A 15,179-nucleotide genomic window follows, 5' to 3' on the forward strand; every position below is an offset into this window, starting at 1 on the left:
GGCACGTGGCCGGTCACCGTCAGACGCCGTCTCCGCCGGGCTTCTCCTCGGGTACCTCGACGGGTGTCTCGTCGGCCGCGCCCTCGGCCTGCGAGGGTGTGGTGCGGGTCGGCTGCTGCTCGCCTATGTCGTCCGGTTCCCGCTCGCCTTCGGCCTGGGACGGGGTCGTGTACTCGCTCATCGTGACCTCCCCGACTCCGTGCGTACCTCTCCGTCGTGCCTCCGGGTACCCATCCGGAGCATGTGCGAAGAGCGGGCGGAACGGGTGAATCCCCCGGGCCCGGGACGGGTACCTGGGCGGTCCGGCACAGCATGCGGCGCCGGACCGAAAGAAGCAGTGACACCCTCGCCGCCTGGAGGAGCCATGGCGGGTATCAGCCCCCCTGATCTGCAGAAAGCCCTGTCCGGCGTGGAGTACCCGGCCGATTCCGAGCAGTTGCGGCAGGCCGCGGAGCACAATCACGCGCCCAAGGAGGTCACGGACCGCATCTCGCATCTCGGGAAGCGGACGTTCGAGAACCCGGCGGAGGTCAGCAAGGCCGTCTTCCGGGACGAGTGAGCGCGCCTCACGGCCCGGCGCGCGGGACCGCCGCGGTCCCGCGCGCCCCGTCGGCCGGGGCGGAGTACGGGGGCGGGTACGGCGGCGTGGCGTTGCGCGGGGCCGGTGGGTGCAACGGCGAGGATGGCGCTCGGCAGGACCGGGCTGGAGGCGGGTGGTGCGGGTATGACGCTGGACCGGGTCGGCCTGGTCGTGCACGGCGGGCGCGCGGAGGCGCGCGCCGCGGCGCGGACGGTGCGCGAGTGGTGCGCGGAGCATTCGGTGGCCTGCGCGGACATCGATGTGTGGCAGGAGGGCGCCCGGCACAGCGCGCGGGAGGAGATGGACGCGGCGGGCGATCCGGACCTCGTCGTCACGCTCGGCGGTGACGGCACCTTCCTGCGCGGGGCGCGGCTCGCGGCGGAGAACGACGCGCTGCTGCTGGGTGTGGACCTCGGGCGGGTCGGCTTTCTGACCGAGGTGCCGGCTCCCGCGGTGCGCTCCGCGCTGGACGCGGTGCGCGCGGGGCGGATCACCGTCGAGAACCGGATGATGCTCACCATGCGGGCCTCCTGCCGCCTGGAGGTGCCCGCGCAGATGGAGGCGCTGACGCGGTACGGCCGGGGGCCGATGCTGCCGCCGCCCCGGGTACGCGCGGAGTGCGAGGCGGGCGGTGACTGGGGGGTCGCGCTGAACGTCACCGCGCTCAACGACATCGTGCTGGAGAAGCTGGCCCGCGACCGGCAGGTGTCGGTGGCGGTGTATCTGGCCGGGCGGCTGCTGGCCTGCTACTCCGCGGACGCACTGCTGGTGGCGACGCCGACCGGATCCACGGCGTACAGCTTCGCCGCCGGGGGCCCGGTGGTGTCGCCCCGCACGGAGGCCCTGGTCTTCACGCCGGTGGCACCGCACATGGTGTTCAACCGGTCGGTGGTGGCCGCCCCGGACGAGCCGGTGGCCCTGCGGGTGCTGGAACGCTCGGGCCAGGCCGCGGTCAGCATCGACGGCCAGTTGCGAGGGGTGCTGAGCCCCGGGGACTGGATCGGCGTGTACGCGGCACCCCGCCGTCTGAAGGCGGTCCGGCTGGGGCCGATGGACTTCTACGGGCGGCTGCGCGAGCGCATGAACCTCACCGACGCCCCCGCCGCCCTCGCCGACGGCCAGGCGGCCCCACTGTGGCCGGTGACCTCGCCGCCCCCGGACGACCTGGCCCATCTGGCCCTGCCGTCCGCCCCGGGCGACACGCCCCCCGCCTGATCTCCGGGCCGTCCTGGCGCCGCCTTGGCCTCCGGGCTCGCCGCCCCGGATGTTCCGGACCCTCGGAGGCCCTCAGAGCAGTGGCTCGCCCTCCTGGAGGCGCACGCCGGCCGGTGTGACCCGGTCCGTGCGTTCCGAGCCGCCGATGATCCGGATCCAGCTGTCCACGATCAGTTCGCGGCCGTCCAGCGTGATCCGGAATCCGCCGTACATGCCCGGGACGGGGAACCAGCAGACGGGGTGGGCGAGTTCGGTGAGCGCCTCCACCTCGGGCAGCCGCAGCGCGTGCCGGGTGGCCAGGTCCGCGCCGCCCTCCAGGGCCGCCCGGTGGCGGATCAGCCGGTGCAAGTGCTCCTGAAGCAAGGGGATCTCGGCGGGCGGTACGGGATGTCTGACGACCGGGCGCAGCAGTTGGGCGAGCCGGTGGTGGCCGCGGCGGGCGGCGATGTCCGTGGCGCGTTCCCCGTCGCCCGTGCGCAGGGTCCGCAGCGCGCCGTGGGCGAGCAGCCCCTCGACGGTCGCGGTGCCGGCTCCGTGCCAGGCGGCCTGGTGCAGCGGGGTGTAGCCGCTACGGCCTTCCAGGCGCGGGCAGTTGACCCACTCCGGCCGCTCGGTCAGGACGTCGTCCACGGCCGCCCAGTCCCCGTCCCGGGCGGCGTCGGCGAGCCGGTCGCGTGCCTGCGCGAATCGGGGCTTGAGCGACGACCGCAGGGTGACGCCGTCCCACTCCATGACCCGTTGCTCCCCCACGGCGGCGAGTGTACGCGCCGCCGGGGAGGGTCAGTCGAAGATGGTCCGGCCGTCCTTGCGGACCACGCACAGCGCCCAGATGGTGAATCCGGCCAGCGCGATCATCACGATCGACCAGACCGGGTAGTACGGCAGCGACAGGAAGTTGGCGATGATGATCAGCGCGGCGATGACCACGCCGCCGGCCCGCGCCCAGGCGGACACCCGCATCAGCCCCAGGCCGATGACGACGGCGACGGCGCCCAGGACCAGATGGACCCAGCCCCAGCCGGTGAGGCTGAACTGGAAGACGTAGCTGCGGGTGGTGAGGAAGACGTCGTCGCGGGCGATCCCCATGATGCCGCGGAAGATGTCGAGTATCCCGGTGAGCAGGAGCATCACCGCGGCGAAGGCGGTCAGCCCGGTCGCCCACAGTTCCCTGGTGGTCGGCTCGTGTTCGTGCGTGGTGCGCGGTGCGGTCATCGTGCCACCTCGTTCTTCTCGGGTGCGGACGGGGCGTGGTCGGCGAGCACCATCTCCTTGGCCCGGCGGAACTCGTCCTCGGTGATGTCACCGCGCGCCTTCATCTCGGAAAGCCGGGCGAGTTCGTCGGCGCGGGAGCCGCCGCCCCGGGCGGTCTGGCGGACGTACTCGTCGAAGGCCCGCTGCTGGGCGCGGGCCTGTTCGACCTCGCGGCGGCCCATGCCCTTGCCGCGGGCGATCAGGTAGACGAAGACGCCGAGGAACGGCAGCAGCACGACGCAGAGCAGCCACGCCGCCTTGCCCCCGCCGCCCAGCGCGTCGTCGCGGAAGATGTCCATGACCACCCGGAAGAGCAGCACGAACCACATGATCCACAGGAAGAACACCAGCATGGACCAGAAGACGCTCAGCGCCGGGTAGTCATAGGCGAGGTAGGTCTGCGCACTCATGTCGCCTCCTCCGTCCCGGGCCGCGCCCGGTGGTCGGTCGTGCGTCCAGGCTGCGCTCCGGGAGATCGGCACGCCTCACCCTGGGCGGGTGAACGCGGTCAGACGGCTTGGCCGCGGGCGGCCGCCCGGCGCAGCGCGGCGCGCCAGGCGAGGGCCACGACGGCCTCGGACACGCCGAGCAGGATCAGCCACAGTCCCAGCAGCCGGGTCAGCACCCGGGCCGAGGGCGCCGGCAGGGCGAGCACCACGACGCCGGCGAGTATGGCGATCACCGCGACGCCGGTCACGAAGCCCCGGTGCGGCAGGTCCTCGGCGACGACGGCGGCGTAGAGCACGAGGATGCCGGAGACCAGCCAGACCACCCCGACGATCAGCGACAGGGCCGTGATGGTCTGGAGGGGGTTGCGCAGACACAGCACTCCGGCCGGCACGAACAGCAGCGCGACCAGGAGGCCGGTCAGCCGTTCGCCGCTCTCCGTCCGGCCGAAGGCGGCCACGAAGCGGAACGCGCCGGTCGCCAGCAGGTACAGGCCGAGGATCACCGCGAGGACGTGCAGGGTCTCCTGCGGCCAGACCAGGATCAGGATGCCCGGCACCAGGGAGGCGAGCGCGGATCCGAGGATCCAGAGCCAGGAGCCGCCGAGCCGGCCCAGCGCCCGCGCCGGGTCGGGGGCGGCCCCGGCGGGGGCCGTCGCGGTGGCCGGGGCGGGGGGCGTCGTGGAGGCCGGGGTGGAGGGCGTCGTGGAGGCCGGGGTGGAAGGCGTCGTGGTGGCGGCCCCGCCGGGATCCTGTTCCGGTCCGGGGGACGGGCGGTCGGGGCCCTGCGGACTCGTACCGCGTGACGTGGTCATGGCTCCTCCTCACGGGGTCGAGGCCGCTTCCGGACCGGCCGGCGGGGCCTTGTGCGGGGACCGCACCGTCAGCGTCGCCCCGGTCGGCCCCGGCACGGATCACCCCTGGCGGGTGATCCGTGCCGGTGGCCGGGGGGTTGAGGTGGTAGCGGTCGCGGGCGGTCCCGTCCGCGACCGGAGCGCCGAAGCGGCAGAAGGGCGGAAGCGGCCCGGCAGCGCGGGAAGGGGCACCGATGACCGATCCAGCCCCCGGGAACTCCCGGCCGTACGGGGGCCCGTACCGGCGGGCCGCGGCCGCGTCCTGCGCGCGGGCGGTGGGCATCGTGGTCGCCCTCGTCGTCGCGTACTACCTGGTGCCGCTGGACACGCGCAGCACCGCGGGGACGGTCGTGCTGCTGGTGTGCGGTCTCGTCGCCGTTGTGGTGGTCTTCGGCTGGGAGGCCTGGACGATCATGCGTTCCCCGCACCCCCGGCTCAGGGCGGCGGAGGCGCTGGCCACCACCGTGGCCCTCTATCTGATCGTCTTCGCCAGCGTCTACCACGTGCTGGAGCACGACACACCGGGCTCCTTCACCGAGCCGCTGACCAGGACGGACGCCCTGTACTTCACGCTGACCACGTTCACCACCGTGGGGTTCGGCGACATCACCGCGCGCTCGGAGGCGAGCCGGGTCGCGGTGATGTGCCAGATGGCGGGCGGGCTGCTGCTGGTGGGCCTGGCCGTACGGCTGCTCGCGGCGGCGGTCGAGGCGGGGCTGCGGCGGCGGGGGCGGGAGCCGTAGCGGTCGCGGCTCACTGGGGTGCCTGACGCAGCTCCAGGATCCGCAGGCCCAGCGACTGGCAGCGGGCCAGCAGCCCGTACAGGTGCGCCTCGTCCAGGATCCGGCCGAACAGGATGGTGTGACCGGACACCACGACGTGGTCCAGCTCGGGGAACGCCTTGGCCAGCGTCTCCGTCAGCTCTCCGTCGACGCGAATCTCGTACCGCATGAGGTGCCTTCCCCGCGTGCCGCGGACGGGCGTGCCGGCCCCCTTTCCGCGATCCTGCGCCCCGGTCGCGCCGCCCGGCCTCACCCGCCGCAGGTGATGTCGGCGCCCGCCGCGGACGGGCTCACAGCAGGCCCAGCTCGCGGGCGCGGCGCACGGCGTCGTGCCGGCGGTTCACGGACAGCTTCCGGTACGCGCTCTTGAGGTGGGTCTTGACCGTGTTGACGGAGACGTAGAGGTCGGCGGCGATCTCCTCGGTGGACATCATCTCGGCCAGCCGCACCAGCACATCGCGTTCGCGCCCGCTCAGCTCCTCCACCACCGGCGGCGGCTCGGCCACACGGCCGGTGCCGTCCGGGTGCGCGGCGCCGGGCAGCAGCCAGCCCTCGGCGAGCGCCCGCAGCGGCATGGTGGCGAGCAGCGGCGGCAGCCACGGTCCCGCCTCGCGAAAGGGGCGCCGCAGTCGCTCGCGCCGGGCCTCGCGCAGCGCCTGGGCCACGAGCCCGCGCCGTGCGGCGAGGTCGCCCTCGACGCCGTACCACTGCGCCCTGGCCAGGGCCGCCGGCACGGTGACCAGGGGGCCGAGGCCGTGGTGCGGCGGGATCCGGTCGAGCAGTTCGGCGGCGTTCGCGGGATGGCCGGCCGCCAGTTCGGCCCGGGCCGCGCCCACCAGGCACAGGGGCTCCTCGCCGGGCGGTTCCGTCAGCAGCTTGACCGCCAGCTCCGGCCGTCCCTCGGCGAGGTGGGCCCCGGCGGCCACCAGCGCGGTGTGCGCCTCGGCCCACGGGGACGTCTCCTCGGTGCGGGCCATCCGGTCGGCCGCTTCGAGCGCGCCCTCGGTGTCGCCCCGGGCCAGCCGGACCCGTCCGGTGACGATGGCGCGCTCGGCCTCCGTCACCGGGTCGCCCCGGACGTCGGCCGGGGCGGCGAGGAACGCCTCCGCGCGGTCCGGTTCGTCGCGGTCGGCGGCGACGGCGGCCAGGACCAGCGTGGCGAGTCCGGCGCCGGGCGGCACGGCCGGGCCCGGACGGTCGGCCCCGGACAGCGCGGCCAGCGCCCTGCGCTCGGCACGCCCGGGGCGGCCCTCCAGATGGTCGAGGAGGGCGAGGAGGGCGAGCGCCTGGGCCGTCGGTGCGGTACGGCCGGTGTCCGCCACCGCGGTCAGCGCGGCGCGTGCCTCGGCGTACCGGCCGGCCCACAGGCGGGTCGCGCCGAGGTGGGTGCGCAGCAGGGCGGTCGGTTCGGGGTGCTGGTCGAGCAGCTGGGCCGGGAGCTCCCGGCGCAGTTCCGCCGCCTGGCGGGCGGCGCTCTCGGCCCGGGCCGGGGAGCCCGTCAGCCGGGCGGCCAGGGTGTGCAGGAGGGTGCAGCCGAGCCGGGCGGCCGGCTCGCCGGTCCGTTCGGCGGTCAGCGCCCGCGCGGCCCGTTCCAGTGGGGGCAGGCCGCGGTCCAGGTCGCCGCGGGAGAGGGCGAGGGCGGCGCGGACGAGGTCGGTGGCCGGGGTCCTCGGCTCGGGGCCCATGGCGGAGAAGAGTTCGGCCAGGGACTCGGCGCGCGGGCCGGTGAGGAGTTCACCGAGGGCGAGGTCGCCGACGAGGGCGTCGGCGGCGGCTTCCCAGTCGCCCGCGGCGGCGGCGTGCTCCAGCGTCTCGCCGAGCGGGCCCGCGTGCCGGAGCCAGCCCGCGGCCCGGCGGTGCAGCTCGGTCTCCAGACCGGGGTGGCGGGCCCGCAGATGGGCCCGCAGGATGTCCCGGAACAGCGGATGGAGCCGGAACCAGGAGTGCCCGAGGTCTTCCACGAAGGCGTTCTCGCGGTGCAGGCCGGTGAGGATGAGCTCGGCGTCCGCGCGCCCGGTGAGGGTGTCGGCGAGGGCCGGGCAGAAGCGGTCGAGGACGCTGATCCGCAGCAGCAGGTCCTGGGTCTCGGCCCGCTGCCGCTTGAGCACCTCGGCGAGCAGGAAGTCACCGATGGTGGTGCGGTCGGCCTCGAACTCCTTCAGGTACGTCCGCGGGTCCTGCGTCCCCTGGGCGGCGAGCGCGCACAGCCGCAGCCCGGCGGCCCAGCCCCGGGTGCGGGTCACCAGGGCGGTCACCTCGTCCGCGGGCAGCCGCAGGCCGTGCAGTGCCAGCAGGTCGGCGGCCTCCCCGGGGGTGAACGCCAGCTCGTCGTTGCGGATCTCGGTGACCGCGCCGGCCGCCCGGTAGCGGTGCAGCGGCAGCAGCGGCTCGGTGCGGGTGACGAGGACCAGGCGCACGCCCGGGCCCGCGTGCCGCAGCACGAACTCCAGTTGGTCGGCGATCTCCGGGTCGGTGACCCGGTCGTACTCGTCGATGACGGCGGTCACCGGGGCCTCGCGGGCGCTGAGCTCCGCGGCGAGCCGGGTGAGCAGCGCGTCGTCCACGCGTCCCGCCTCGGCGGGCAGGCCGACCTCGTCGGACAGGGTCACCCCGGCCAGGCGCAGGGCCTGGAGGAGGTAGGCCCAGAACGTGCCGCGGCCCTTGCCCGCCATCTGCGCGGTGAGCCAGGCGACGCGTCCCGGGTGCGCGGCGGCCCAGTCGGCGACCAGCAGTGTCTTGCCGGCGCCCGCGGCCCCGCCGACCACGGTCAGTGGTCTGCCCGGGGCCTCGTCCAGATGGCCGAGCAGCCGGCCGCGGCGCAGGTAGGTCGCCGGGAGGGTGGGGATCGCGAACCGTGCCCGCAGGAACGGATCCCCACAGGGATCGGCGGGCCCGCGCGGGTCCGCCCCGGTCTCGTCCGGCACGCCCATGGTGGTCACCACCATCGTCGTCAGGTCACGGACAGCTCACTTCCGTTCCTCTCCCAGGATCTCCCCTGGGCGACGACGCGCCACACGAGGCCGCCGGGGCGGCCGCTCAGTCCGTCGTGGACGCCGCGCGGCGCGGCAGCTTCCAGTTCGGCCGCGGGAAGTGGCAGGTGTAGCCGTTGGGGTAGCGCTCCAGGTAGTCCTGGTGCTCCGGCTCGGCCTCCCAGAAGTCGCCCAGCGGCTCGACCTCCGTGACCACCTTCCCCGGCCACAGTCCGCTCGCCTCGACGTCCGCGATGGTGTCCACGGCGGTGCGGTGCTGCTCCTCGCCGTCGTAGAAGATGGCGGAACGGTAGCTGCGGCCGATGTCGTTGCCCTGGCGGTCGCGGGTGGTCGGGTCGTGGATCTGGAAGAAGAATTCCAGGATGTCGCGGTAGCTGGTGACCGAGGGGTCGTAGAGGATCTCGATCGCCTCGGCGTGGTCGCCGTGGTTCCGGTAGGTGGCGTTCGGGGTGTCGCCGCCGCTGTAGCCGACGCGGGTGGAGACCACGCCCGGCTGCTTGCGGATCAAGTCCTGCATGCCCCAGAAACAACCGCCCGCCAGTACGGCTCGTTCGGTTCCCGCTGTCATCGGTCGCTCCCTGAATCTCTGGCCCCGCACCCCTGCTGACGTGGCGGTGACACGGTCATCCAGCGTAATACCGCCGCGCGCGAACGGGGCGGCGGCCCTGGACGGTCCTCTCGACCGGGGACGGCGGACGGCCGGGGTCACATCTTCGTGCCGAAGTCCTGGGTCCACCAGGGTCCGCCCGTGCCGTTGTGCACCCCGACGCCGATGTTCTTGAAGGAGCAGTCGAGGATGTTGGCGCGGTGGCCGGAGCTGTTCATCCAGGAGTTCATCACGGAGGCCGGGGTCTGCTGGCCCATGGCTATGTTCTCGCCGTACGCGGACCACCGGTATCCGGCGGCGGTGATGCGCTGCCCGGGATCGGCGCCGTCGGGGTTGACGTGGTCGAAGAAGTGCCGGGCCGCCATGTCGTCGGAGTGCGCCTGGGCCGCCCGGTCCAGCCGCGGGTCCTCGGTGAGCGGGGAGCAACCGGCCTTGGCCCGTTCCTGGTTGACCAGCGCGACCACCTGTCCGACGGTGCCGCTGGGCGCCGGGGGCCGCGGCGCCGTGGTGCGCGCGGGCGGCGGGGTGGAGCGGTGCGGCGTCGGGGTGCTCTTCCTCGTGGGCGTCGCGCTGGCCGTCTTCCCGGGTTTCTTCGGCTTCTCGGATTTCGAGGCGGACGGGGAGGGCGAGGGCGAGGCGGGCACGGTGCTGGGCGTGGAGAGGTCCGCCGGGGAGGCGTGCGCGCCGCGGTCCGCGACCGGCTCCCCGCCGCCGGAGCCGGAGCCCGTGCCGAAGTACCACAGGCCGCCGCCCGCGAGACAGGCGGCGACGACGGCGCCGCCGACGGCCCGGCGCCGCAGCCGCCTGCGGCGGCGGGAGGCGCCACGGCCACCCGTGCGGTCACGGGCAGCGCGGCGGCCGGTGCCGGTGCGTCCGGTCGTGCCACCGGGTCCGGCCGCAACGCCGCTGCCCGCCGGGCCGCCGAGCGGGGTCGCGGCGCCGACGGGGGCCAGCCCTTCCGGGGCGGAGCGCAGGGCGACGAGCAGCGCGGGCGAGGCGGCGACCAGCGCGAGACCGGCGAGCAGGCCCTCGGCGGGCATCAGTCCGCTCCACAGGCCGGAGCAGCGCGGGCAGCCGCGGGCGTGCCGGGCGATGCGTTTGCGCCACAGCGCGGAGGGTTTGCCGTCCCAGGCGGCGAGCACCACCCGCAGCTCCTCGCAGCGCGGCCGTGCGTCCAGCGCCCGTACCACCACCCGGGCCGCCTCCAGCTGGGCCTTCATCCGCTGGACCCGGACGGCGGTGTGCTGGGGCGTCAGTTCGAGGGCGGCGGCGACCTCGGCGCGGGTCAGTTCACCGGCGCATTCCAGCCACCACAGGGACAGCAGCCCCCGGTCGTCCGGCTCCAGCCAGCGGGTGGCGTGGGCGGTCTCCTGGCGCTGGCCGGAGAGTTGCAGCTGCACCACCGTCAGATCCACGAAGTCGGCACCGGGATCGGCCAGTTCTTCGGCCTCCTCGACGCCGGCGGGGGCGGACCGCCGGTCCTGCCAGTGGGTGCGCACCTGGTTCATCGCGATCGCGACCAGCCAGGAGCGGAAGCGCTCGGGCGTGCGCAGTCCGTCCAGGCCGTCGAGGGCGCGCAGCATGGTCTCCTGCACCACGTCGTCGACGTCCACCGAGCCGTTCAGCGCCCGCCCCACGATGTTGTAGACCAGCGGGAGGTAGGCGCCGACCAGGGCGTCCTGGGCCGCCGCGTCCCCCTCGCGGGCCGCGGTCACCAGGGCCGCCGTCTCCCTCGCGTCCGTGTGCCGTGTGCTCATCAGATGTTTCCCGTCCTTGACGCCGAACGATTGTTCCCGACATCTGGGAGACCGTTCGAGGCGCCCCGGATAACAGTTCTCCGGGCGCGGATTTCGCGACGGCGGAACGCGGTGCCGTAAGGGGTGGCAACTCGGGTCTTCCGGCGCCGAGTTCACAGGTAAGGAGTTGGTCTAGTCCTCTTGACGGGGTGGGGTGCGCGCTGTTTGGTATGTACCAACATCCCGGCCGTGCACGGCATCACCACCCCACCACCCCACGCCCTGGGGACATCCCCGGAAGGGGCACTGTCATGCACTTGGCAAGATTGGCGGCCTCCGCCTGCGCGCTCGCGCTCGCGGCCACCGGCGCGGCCGTCGCCGCCGCCCCCGCGAGCGACGCGGCCACCGGCGCCGCGGCGAGCAGCGTCTACTCCGTCGCCCCCTACGTCGACATGTCGAACGGTCAGGAAGGGCTGCTCGACACCGCCGTCACCGGCCACCACCTCAAGGCCTACACCGCCGCCTTCGTCCTCGGCGAGGGCTGCAACCAGGTCTGGGGCGACACCCTCCCCATCGGCAACGACTCCTACACCGACCCCGAGATCGCCAGGGCCAAGGCCGAGGGCGCGTCCGTGATCATCTCCTCCGGCGGCGCCAGCGGACTGCCCCTGGCCTGGACCTGCACCACCCAGAGCAGCATCGACGCCGGATACCAGGCGCTCATCGACGACTACGGCGTCACCCAGCTGGACTTCGACGTGGAGGGCGCCGCCGTCGCCGACACCGCGGCCGCGGCCCGCCAGATGCAGGCCATGAAGGACCTCAAGGCGACCAACCCGGACCTCCGGTTCTCGGTCACCCTGCCGGTGCTGACCAGCGGGCTGACCAACGACGGCGTCAACATCCTGAAGGCCGCCAAGAACGCGGGCGTCCGGATCGACGTGGTCAACATCATGGCCATGGACTACTACGCCGGCACGGGCACCGAGATGGGCCAGGGCGCACTCGACGCCGCCCGGTCCACGCTGGCGCAGATGCAGTCCGTCGACTCCGGTTACGGCTACGCCAACCTCGGCATCACCCCGATGATCGGCAAGAACGACGACGGCTCCACGTTCACCCTGGCCGACGCCCAGACGGTGGAGAACTTCGCCGCGCAGAACGGCGTGGGGCGCCTGTCCTTCTGGTCCGTCAACCGCGACCAGCCGTGCGGCGGCAGCGCCAACTCGCTGCCCACGTGCAGCGAGATCGGCCAGAGCAGCCTCGCGTTCACGGACGCCTTCGTGCCGTACGAGGGCAGCACGGGCGGCGGCGGGGGCGGCGGTACGACCAGCGACTTCTCCCTGTCCCTCGCCCCCGGCTCCGCCTCCGTCGCCCAGGGCGGCACCGGGACCGCGACCGTCACCACGGCCACCACCTCCGGCAGCCCGGAATCCGTCGCCCTCGCCGCGTCCGGCGCGCCCTCCGGCGTCACGGTCTCCTTCAGCCCCGCCTCGGTGACCTCCGGCGGCACCTCGACCCTGACGGCGAAGGTCGGCTCGTCCGTGGCCGCGGGCACCTACCCGATCACCGTCACCGGCACGGGCACCGCCGGCAGGCACAGCGCCACGTACACGCTCACCGTCACCGGCAGCGGCGGCGGGGGCGGCAACGACGGGGGGTCGCTGACCAACGCCGGCTTCGAGAACGGCGGCCTCGGCCCCTGGACCTGCACCGGCGGCAGCACCCTGGTCTCCAGCCCGGTCCACTCCGGCGCGCACGCCCTCCAGGTCACCCCGGACTCCGGCAGCACCGGAGAGTGCGACCAGACCGTCACCCTCTCCCCCAACCACACCTACACGCTCACCGGCTGGGTCCAGGGCCCCTACGCCTACCTCGGCGTCAGCGGCGGCGCCACCGCCAGCACCTGGTCCAGCGGATCGAGCTGGAACCAGCTGAAGGTCTCCTTCACCACCGGCAGCAGCGGGACCGTCACCGTGTACGTCCACGGCTGGTACGGCCAGGGCAGCGTCTACGCCGACGACCTCGCCCTGTCCTGACCGACCGCTCACCGCCCGTCCGGCAGCCGCGCGGATGCCGGGCGGGCGGTGATGCGTGAGCCTGGAGGAGTGTCTGGTGTTCCAGCCGGCCGGCTCCCGGCGCCGTACGCCGCCCCGGGACGCCGGGCGCTCCAGGTGACGCTTGTCGCCGCGGCCGGGTTCTATCTCTTCCGCTACGGCCTCGACCGCCCCGCCGCGGCGGTCTACGCCCTGTTCGCCGCCGTGGCGCTGGGCGGCCTGTCCAGGATCCCGGGCACCGGGCGGCAGCGGGCCGGGGTGGTGCTGCGGCTGATCCCGGTGGGCTGGGTGCTGGTGACCGCCGGGACATGGCTGTCGGTGCGGACCTGGAGCGCCGCGGCGGGGATGCTGGTGATCGGGTTCGCGCTGGCGTTCTCCGCGGTGGGCGGCCCGCGACCGGCCGGGGCGGCCCCGGGACTGCAACTCCTCTACATCCTGCCGTCGTTCCCGCCGTACCACCCGGGCGCGCTCGGCGAGCGGCTGCTCGGCACGACCACCGGCATGGCGCTGCTCGTCGTCACCGAGGCGCTGCTCTTCCCGGAGCCGGACCCGCCGCCGTACCGGGAGCGGGCCGCCCACGCCGCGTCGGTCGCCGCGCGCTGCGCGAGACTGCTCACGACGCCCCCGTACGCCCTGACCCGCGCCGACGTCCGCACGGTCCGCGAGGCCGGGCACCGGCTGCGCTCCCTGTCCGTGCCGGAGGCCGACCGGCCGGCGGGCCCCGGGGTCCGCCCCCGCGCGCTGGCCCACACGGGCCTGGCCGCGCGCACCCTGCTCAGCAGACTCCCCCGCCTGTGCACGCCACCGGACGCCCCCACACAGACCGGCACCTCAGGGCCGACGGCGCCCGGGAAGCCCCCACGGCCCGCCCCGAACGGCCCTGCCCGACCACGGACCACGCCCGGCACGTACGACGCCACCGACCCGCCGGCCGCGTCCGGCACCACCGAACGACCGACCGGCCCGCCCGACGCCCCGGCGGACCACACGGAACGATCACCCGCACCCGCCGCACCCCCCGAGAAGCGCCCCCGGCCGCCGCACCCGCCGGACGCCGGCACCCGGCACCCGGCCACCACCGGCGACAGCCCGACCGAGCACACCACCCGTCCCGGAACCACACCCGACACCCCCGCACACGCCACCACCGCCCCACCCGCCGCGGTCGAGGACACCGGCCCGCCCGACATCGCCGCCGCCGTGCTCACCGCCGTCGCCCGGCTCGCGGACGGGACCGCCGGGTGTCTGCGGGTGGGGACCTCGCCCGTGGGCGAGTACAAGGAGCTGGCCGCGGTGCGGGCCGTGCTGGTCGCCCGGGGCATGGTGGCCTCCGCGGCGGCGCCGGACGTGTTGCGGCGGCACGCGGCGGTGCTGGAGGTGGCCGATGCCGCGCTGGCGATGGGGGCGGCGGCCGATCTGGCGGCGCACGGCCGGCGGGCCGCGATCGTGGGGCCGCCCGAGCGCTTCTGGTACGCCGGCCCCCGCGCCCCGGCCCTGTGGTGGCACCGGGTGCGCGGGCACGCCGAGCGGCGTTCGGTGTTCTTCCAGAACGCGGTGCGGATCGCCCTGGCGCTGACGGCGGCGCGCCTGGTGGCCGGTGTGGACACGCTGCCGCACGGCTTCTGGGCGCTGCTGGCGACACTCACCCTCACCCGGACCACCGTGGAGGAGACCTGGAGCGCCATCCGGTCGGCGCTCGTCGGCACCCTGGCCGGAGCCCTGGTGGCCGGCGGCACGCTGGCCCTGGCGACCACGCACACCACCGTCTACGCCGTCGTCCTGCCCCTGTGGATGCTGTTCGCCTTCACCGTGGGACCGGTCAAGGGGGTCGGCTGGGCCCAGGGCCTGTTCACGGTGCTCGTGGCCCTGGTCTTCGCCCAGCTGGCGCCGCCGACCTGGCAGCTGGCGGAGGTACGGCTGCTGGACGTGGTGGTGGGCAGCGCGATCGGCGCGGTGTTCGGGCTGCTGGCCTGGCCCCGCGGCGCCCAGGACGAGCTGCGGTTCGCCTCGGCGGAGCTGCTGCGCAAGGCCGCCGAGATCGTCGTGGCGACCGGGGCCGCGGTGGCCCGGCGGGAACCCGTGCCCGCGGTGCCGGGGGCGCCCGGCCACCGTTCGCTGCGGCACGCCGTGATCCTGGCGGAGTCCGCGTACGTGCAGTTCCAGAGCGAGCCGGCACCGTTCGGCGGCCGGGGCCGCACGGTGGCGCCGGCCGCCGTGGACTGGCAGGCGGCGCTGATGGCCGGGCACCACACCCTGTGGGGCTCGCAGCGGCTGCTGGAGCCGCCGCACACCGGGCTCGGCCCGCCCGCAGCCGGCACCGTCAGCCGGCTGGGGGACCACGTCGCGGGGCGGATGCTGCTGATCTCGGCGGCCCTCGACCCGGGCGGCGACACCCCCGAGGCGCCGCTGCCACGGCTCGGCCGGTCCCTCGCCGGGGCCGGCGCCGAGCCGCCCGGCGCGCCCGGGCTGTACTACGCGACCGTGTCCTGGCTGGACTCCCTCATGGCCGATCTGTCCCGGATCGCCCGCGCCGGCCCCGCCCCCGGGCCGGGCGGCGGGGCCCCGGCGCGCTGACGCCGTCCAGGCCGCTGCGGATCTCCCGCACGGGTAGACGTAGGTGAGGCTCCGGTCCGGGAGAGGGCCGACGGAAAGAGGGAGCAG

The 15,179-nt window shown here is 74.9% G+C and carries 14 protein-coding genes; 5 read left to right on the top strand and 9 right to left on the bottom strand.

Features of this window, described 5'->3' with window-relative positions; all coding sequences use genetic code 11:
* Positions 1-19 precede the first annotated feature (19 nt).
* Complete coding sequence (locus ACSP97_RS04390) at positions 20-181, bottom strand: hypothetical protein (protein ID WP_440556378.1); 162 nt, start codon at positions 179-181, stop codon at positions 20-22.
* A 183-nt stretch (positions 182-364) separates the two neighbouring features.
* Between ACSP97_RS04390 and ACSP97_RS04395 the strand changes: the two genes are divergently transcribed.
* Together ACSP97_RS04395 and ACSP97_RS04400 are read left to right on the top strand one after the other, a co-directional pair.
* Positions 365-559 (top strand): DUF2795 domain-containing protein, encoded by a 195-nt coding sequence (locus ACSP97_RS04395; protein ID WP_355149003.1) that lies wholly within the window; start codon positions 365-367, stop codon positions 557-559.
* A gap of 165 nt (positions 560-724) precedes the next feature.
* Entirely contained in the window at positions 725-1,795 is a 1,071-nt protein-coding gene (locus ACSP97_RS04400; RefSeq protein ID WP_358296922.1) for an NAD(+)/NADH kinase, read from the top strand.
* Between the two features lie 72 nt (positions 1,796-1,867).
* Here the strand turns inward: ACSP97_RS04400 and ACSP97_RS04405 are convergent, their stop codons facing one another.
* From ACSP97_RS04405 to ACSP97_RS04420, 4 genes are all read right to left on the bottom strand, one after another.
* On the bottom strand, positions 1,868-2,545 hold the full coding sequence (locus ACSP97_RS04405) for an ankyrin repeat domain-containing protein (RefSeq protein WP_440556380.1): 678 nt from the start codon (positions 2,543-2,545) through the stop codon (positions 1,868-1,870).
* A gap of 30 nt (positions 2,546-2,575) precedes the next feature.
* On the bottom strand, positions 2,576-3,007 hold the full coding sequence (locus ACSP97_RS04410; RefSeq protein ID WP_180332387.1) for a DUF7144 family membrane protein: 432 nt from the start codon (positions 3,005-3,007) through the stop codon (positions 2,576-2,578).
* Entirely contained in the window at positions 3,004-3,456 is a 453-nt protein-coding gene (locus ACSP97_RS04415; protein ID WP_355149007.1) for an SHOCT domain-containing protein, read from the bottom strand. The genes ACSP97_RS04410 and ACSP97_RS04415 overlap by 4 nt, the downstream gene beginning before the upstream one ends.
* Before the next feature lie 98 nt (positions 3,457-3,554).
* On the bottom strand, positions 3,555-4,307 hold the full coding sequence (locus ACSP97_RS04420) for an HdeD family acid-resistance protein (RefSeq protein WP_388312666.1): 753 nt from the start codon (positions 4,305-4,307) through the stop codon (positions 3,555-3,557).
* Between the two features lie 233 nt (positions 4,308-4,540).
* Between ACSP97_RS04420 and ACSP97_RS04425 the strand changes: the two genes are divergently transcribed.
* Complete coding sequence (locus ACSP97_RS04425) at positions 4,541-5,089, top strand: ion channel (RefSeq protein WP_382015068.1); 549 nt, start codon at positions 4,541-4,543, stop codon at positions 5,087-5,089.
* 10 nt (positions 5,090-5,099) lie between these two features.
* Here the strand turns inward: ACSP97_RS04425 and ACSP97_RS04430 are convergent, their stop codons facing one another.
* The 4 genes from ACSP97_RS04430 to ACSP97_RS04445 all read right to left on the bottom strand — a co-directional run bounded on the left by ACSP97_RS04430 (position 5,100) and on the right by ACSP97_RS04445 (position 10,482).
* Complete coding sequence (locus tag ACSP97_RS04430) at positions 5,100-5,297, bottom strand: hypothetical protein (protein ID WP_355149013.1); 198 nt, start codon at positions 5,295-5,297, stop codon at positions 5,100-5,102.
* A gap of 121 nt (positions 5,298-5,418) precedes the next feature.
* Entirely contained in the window at positions 5,419-8,073 is a 2,655-nt protein-coding gene (locus ACSP97_RS04435; RefSeq protein WP_440556383.1) for a LuxR C-terminal-related transcriptional regulator, read from the bottom strand.
* Between the two features lie 91 nt (positions 8,074-8,164).
* Positions 8,165-8,686, bottom strand: coding sequence for a peptide-methionine (S)-S-oxide reductase MsrA (msrA, locus tag ACSP97_RS04440; RefSeq protein ID WP_355149017.1), 522 nt, complete (start codon positions 8,684-8,686; stop codon positions 8,165-8,167).
* 137 nt (positions 8,687-8,823) lie between these two features.
* Entirely contained in the window at positions 8,824-10,482 is a 1,659-nt protein-coding gene (locus tag ACSP97_RS04445) for a sigma-70 family RNA polymerase sigma factor (protein ID WP_440556385.1), read from the bottom strand.
* 290 nt (positions 10,483-10,772) lie between these two features.
* On the opposite strand from ACSP97_RS04445, the gene ACSP97_RS04450 reads away from it, so the two are divergent.
* Both ACSP97_RS04450 and ACSP97_RS04455 read left to right on the top strand, forming a co-directional pair.
* A complete protein-coding gene (locus ACSP97_RS04450) occupies positions 10,773-12,500 on the top strand; it encodes a carbohydrate binding domain-containing protein (RefSeq protein ID WP_440556386.1) in 1,728 nt (575 codons plus the stop codon).
* A gap of 69 nt (positions 12,501-12,569) precedes the next feature.
* The gene (locus tag ACSP97_RS04455; RefSeq protein ID WP_440556387.1) at positions 12,570-15,092 is read left to right on the top strand and encodes an FUSC family protein; all 2,523 of its coding nucleotides are present in this window, start codon (positions 12,570-12,572) and stop codon (positions 15,090-15,092) included.
* Positions 15,093-15,179 lie beyond the last annotated feature (87 nt).

Source organism: Streptomyces sp. SCPE 10 (assembly GCF_051980735.1).
GTDB lineage: Bacteria > Actinomycetota > Actinomycetes > Streptomycetales > Streptomycetaceae > Streptomyces > Streptomyces misionensis.

What these genes read in the sequence shown, in the direction of transcription:
- ACSP97_RS04445 (WP_440556385.1), bottom strand. Translation starts at nt 10,482, where the DNA reads ATGAGCACACGGCACACGGACGCGAGGGAGACGGCGGCCCTGGTGACC.
- ACSP97_RS04430 (WP_355149013.1), bottom strand. Translation starts at nt 5,297, where the DNA reads ATGCGGTACGAGATTCGCGTCGACGGAGAGCTGACGGAGACGCTGGCC.
- ACSP97_RS04420 (WP_388312666.1), bottom strand. Translation starts at nt 4,307, where the DNA reads ATGACCACGTCACGCGGTACGAGTCCGCAGGGCCCCGACCGCCCGTCC.
- ACSP97_RS04435 (WP_440556383.1), bottom strand. Translation starts at nt 8,073, where the DNA reads ATGGTGGTGACCACCATGGGCGTGCCGGACGAGACCGGGGCGGACCCG.
- ACSP97_RS04390 (WP_440556378.1), bottom strand. Translation starts at nt 181, where the DNA reads ATGAGCGAGTACACGACCCCGTCCCAGGCCGAAGGCGAGCGGGAACCG.
- ACSP97_RS04415 (WP_355149007.1), bottom strand. Translation starts at nt 3,456, where the DNA reads ATGAGTGCGCAGACCTACCTCGCCTATGACTACCCGGCGCTGAGCGTC.
- ACSP97_RS04425 (WP_382015068.1), top strand. Translation starts at nt 4,541, where the DNA reads ATGACCGATCCAGCCCCCGGGAACTCCCGGCCGTACGGGGGCCCGTAC.
- ACSP97_RS04410 (WP_180332387.1), bottom strand. Translation starts at nt 3,007, where the DNA reads ATGACCGCACCGCGCACCACGCACGAACACGAGCCGACCACCAGGGAA.
- ACSP97_RS04400 (WP_358296922.1), top strand. Translation starts at nt 725, where the DNA reads ATGACGCTGGACCGGGTCGGCCTGGTCGTGCACGGCGGGCGCGCGGAG.
- msrA (WP_355149017.1), bottom strand. Translation starts at nt 8,686, where the DNA reads ATGACAGCGGGAACCGAACGAGCCGTACTGGCGGGCGGTTGTTTCTGG.
- ACSP97_RS04395 (WP_355149003.1), top strand. Translation starts at nt 365, where the DNA reads ATGGCGGGTATCAGCCCCCCTGATCTGCAGAAAGCCCTGTCCGGCGTG.
- ACSP97_RS04450 (WP_440556386.1), top strand. Translation starts at nt 10,773, where the DNA reads ATGCACTTGGCAAGATTGGCGGCCTCCGCCTGCGCGCTCGCGCTCGCG.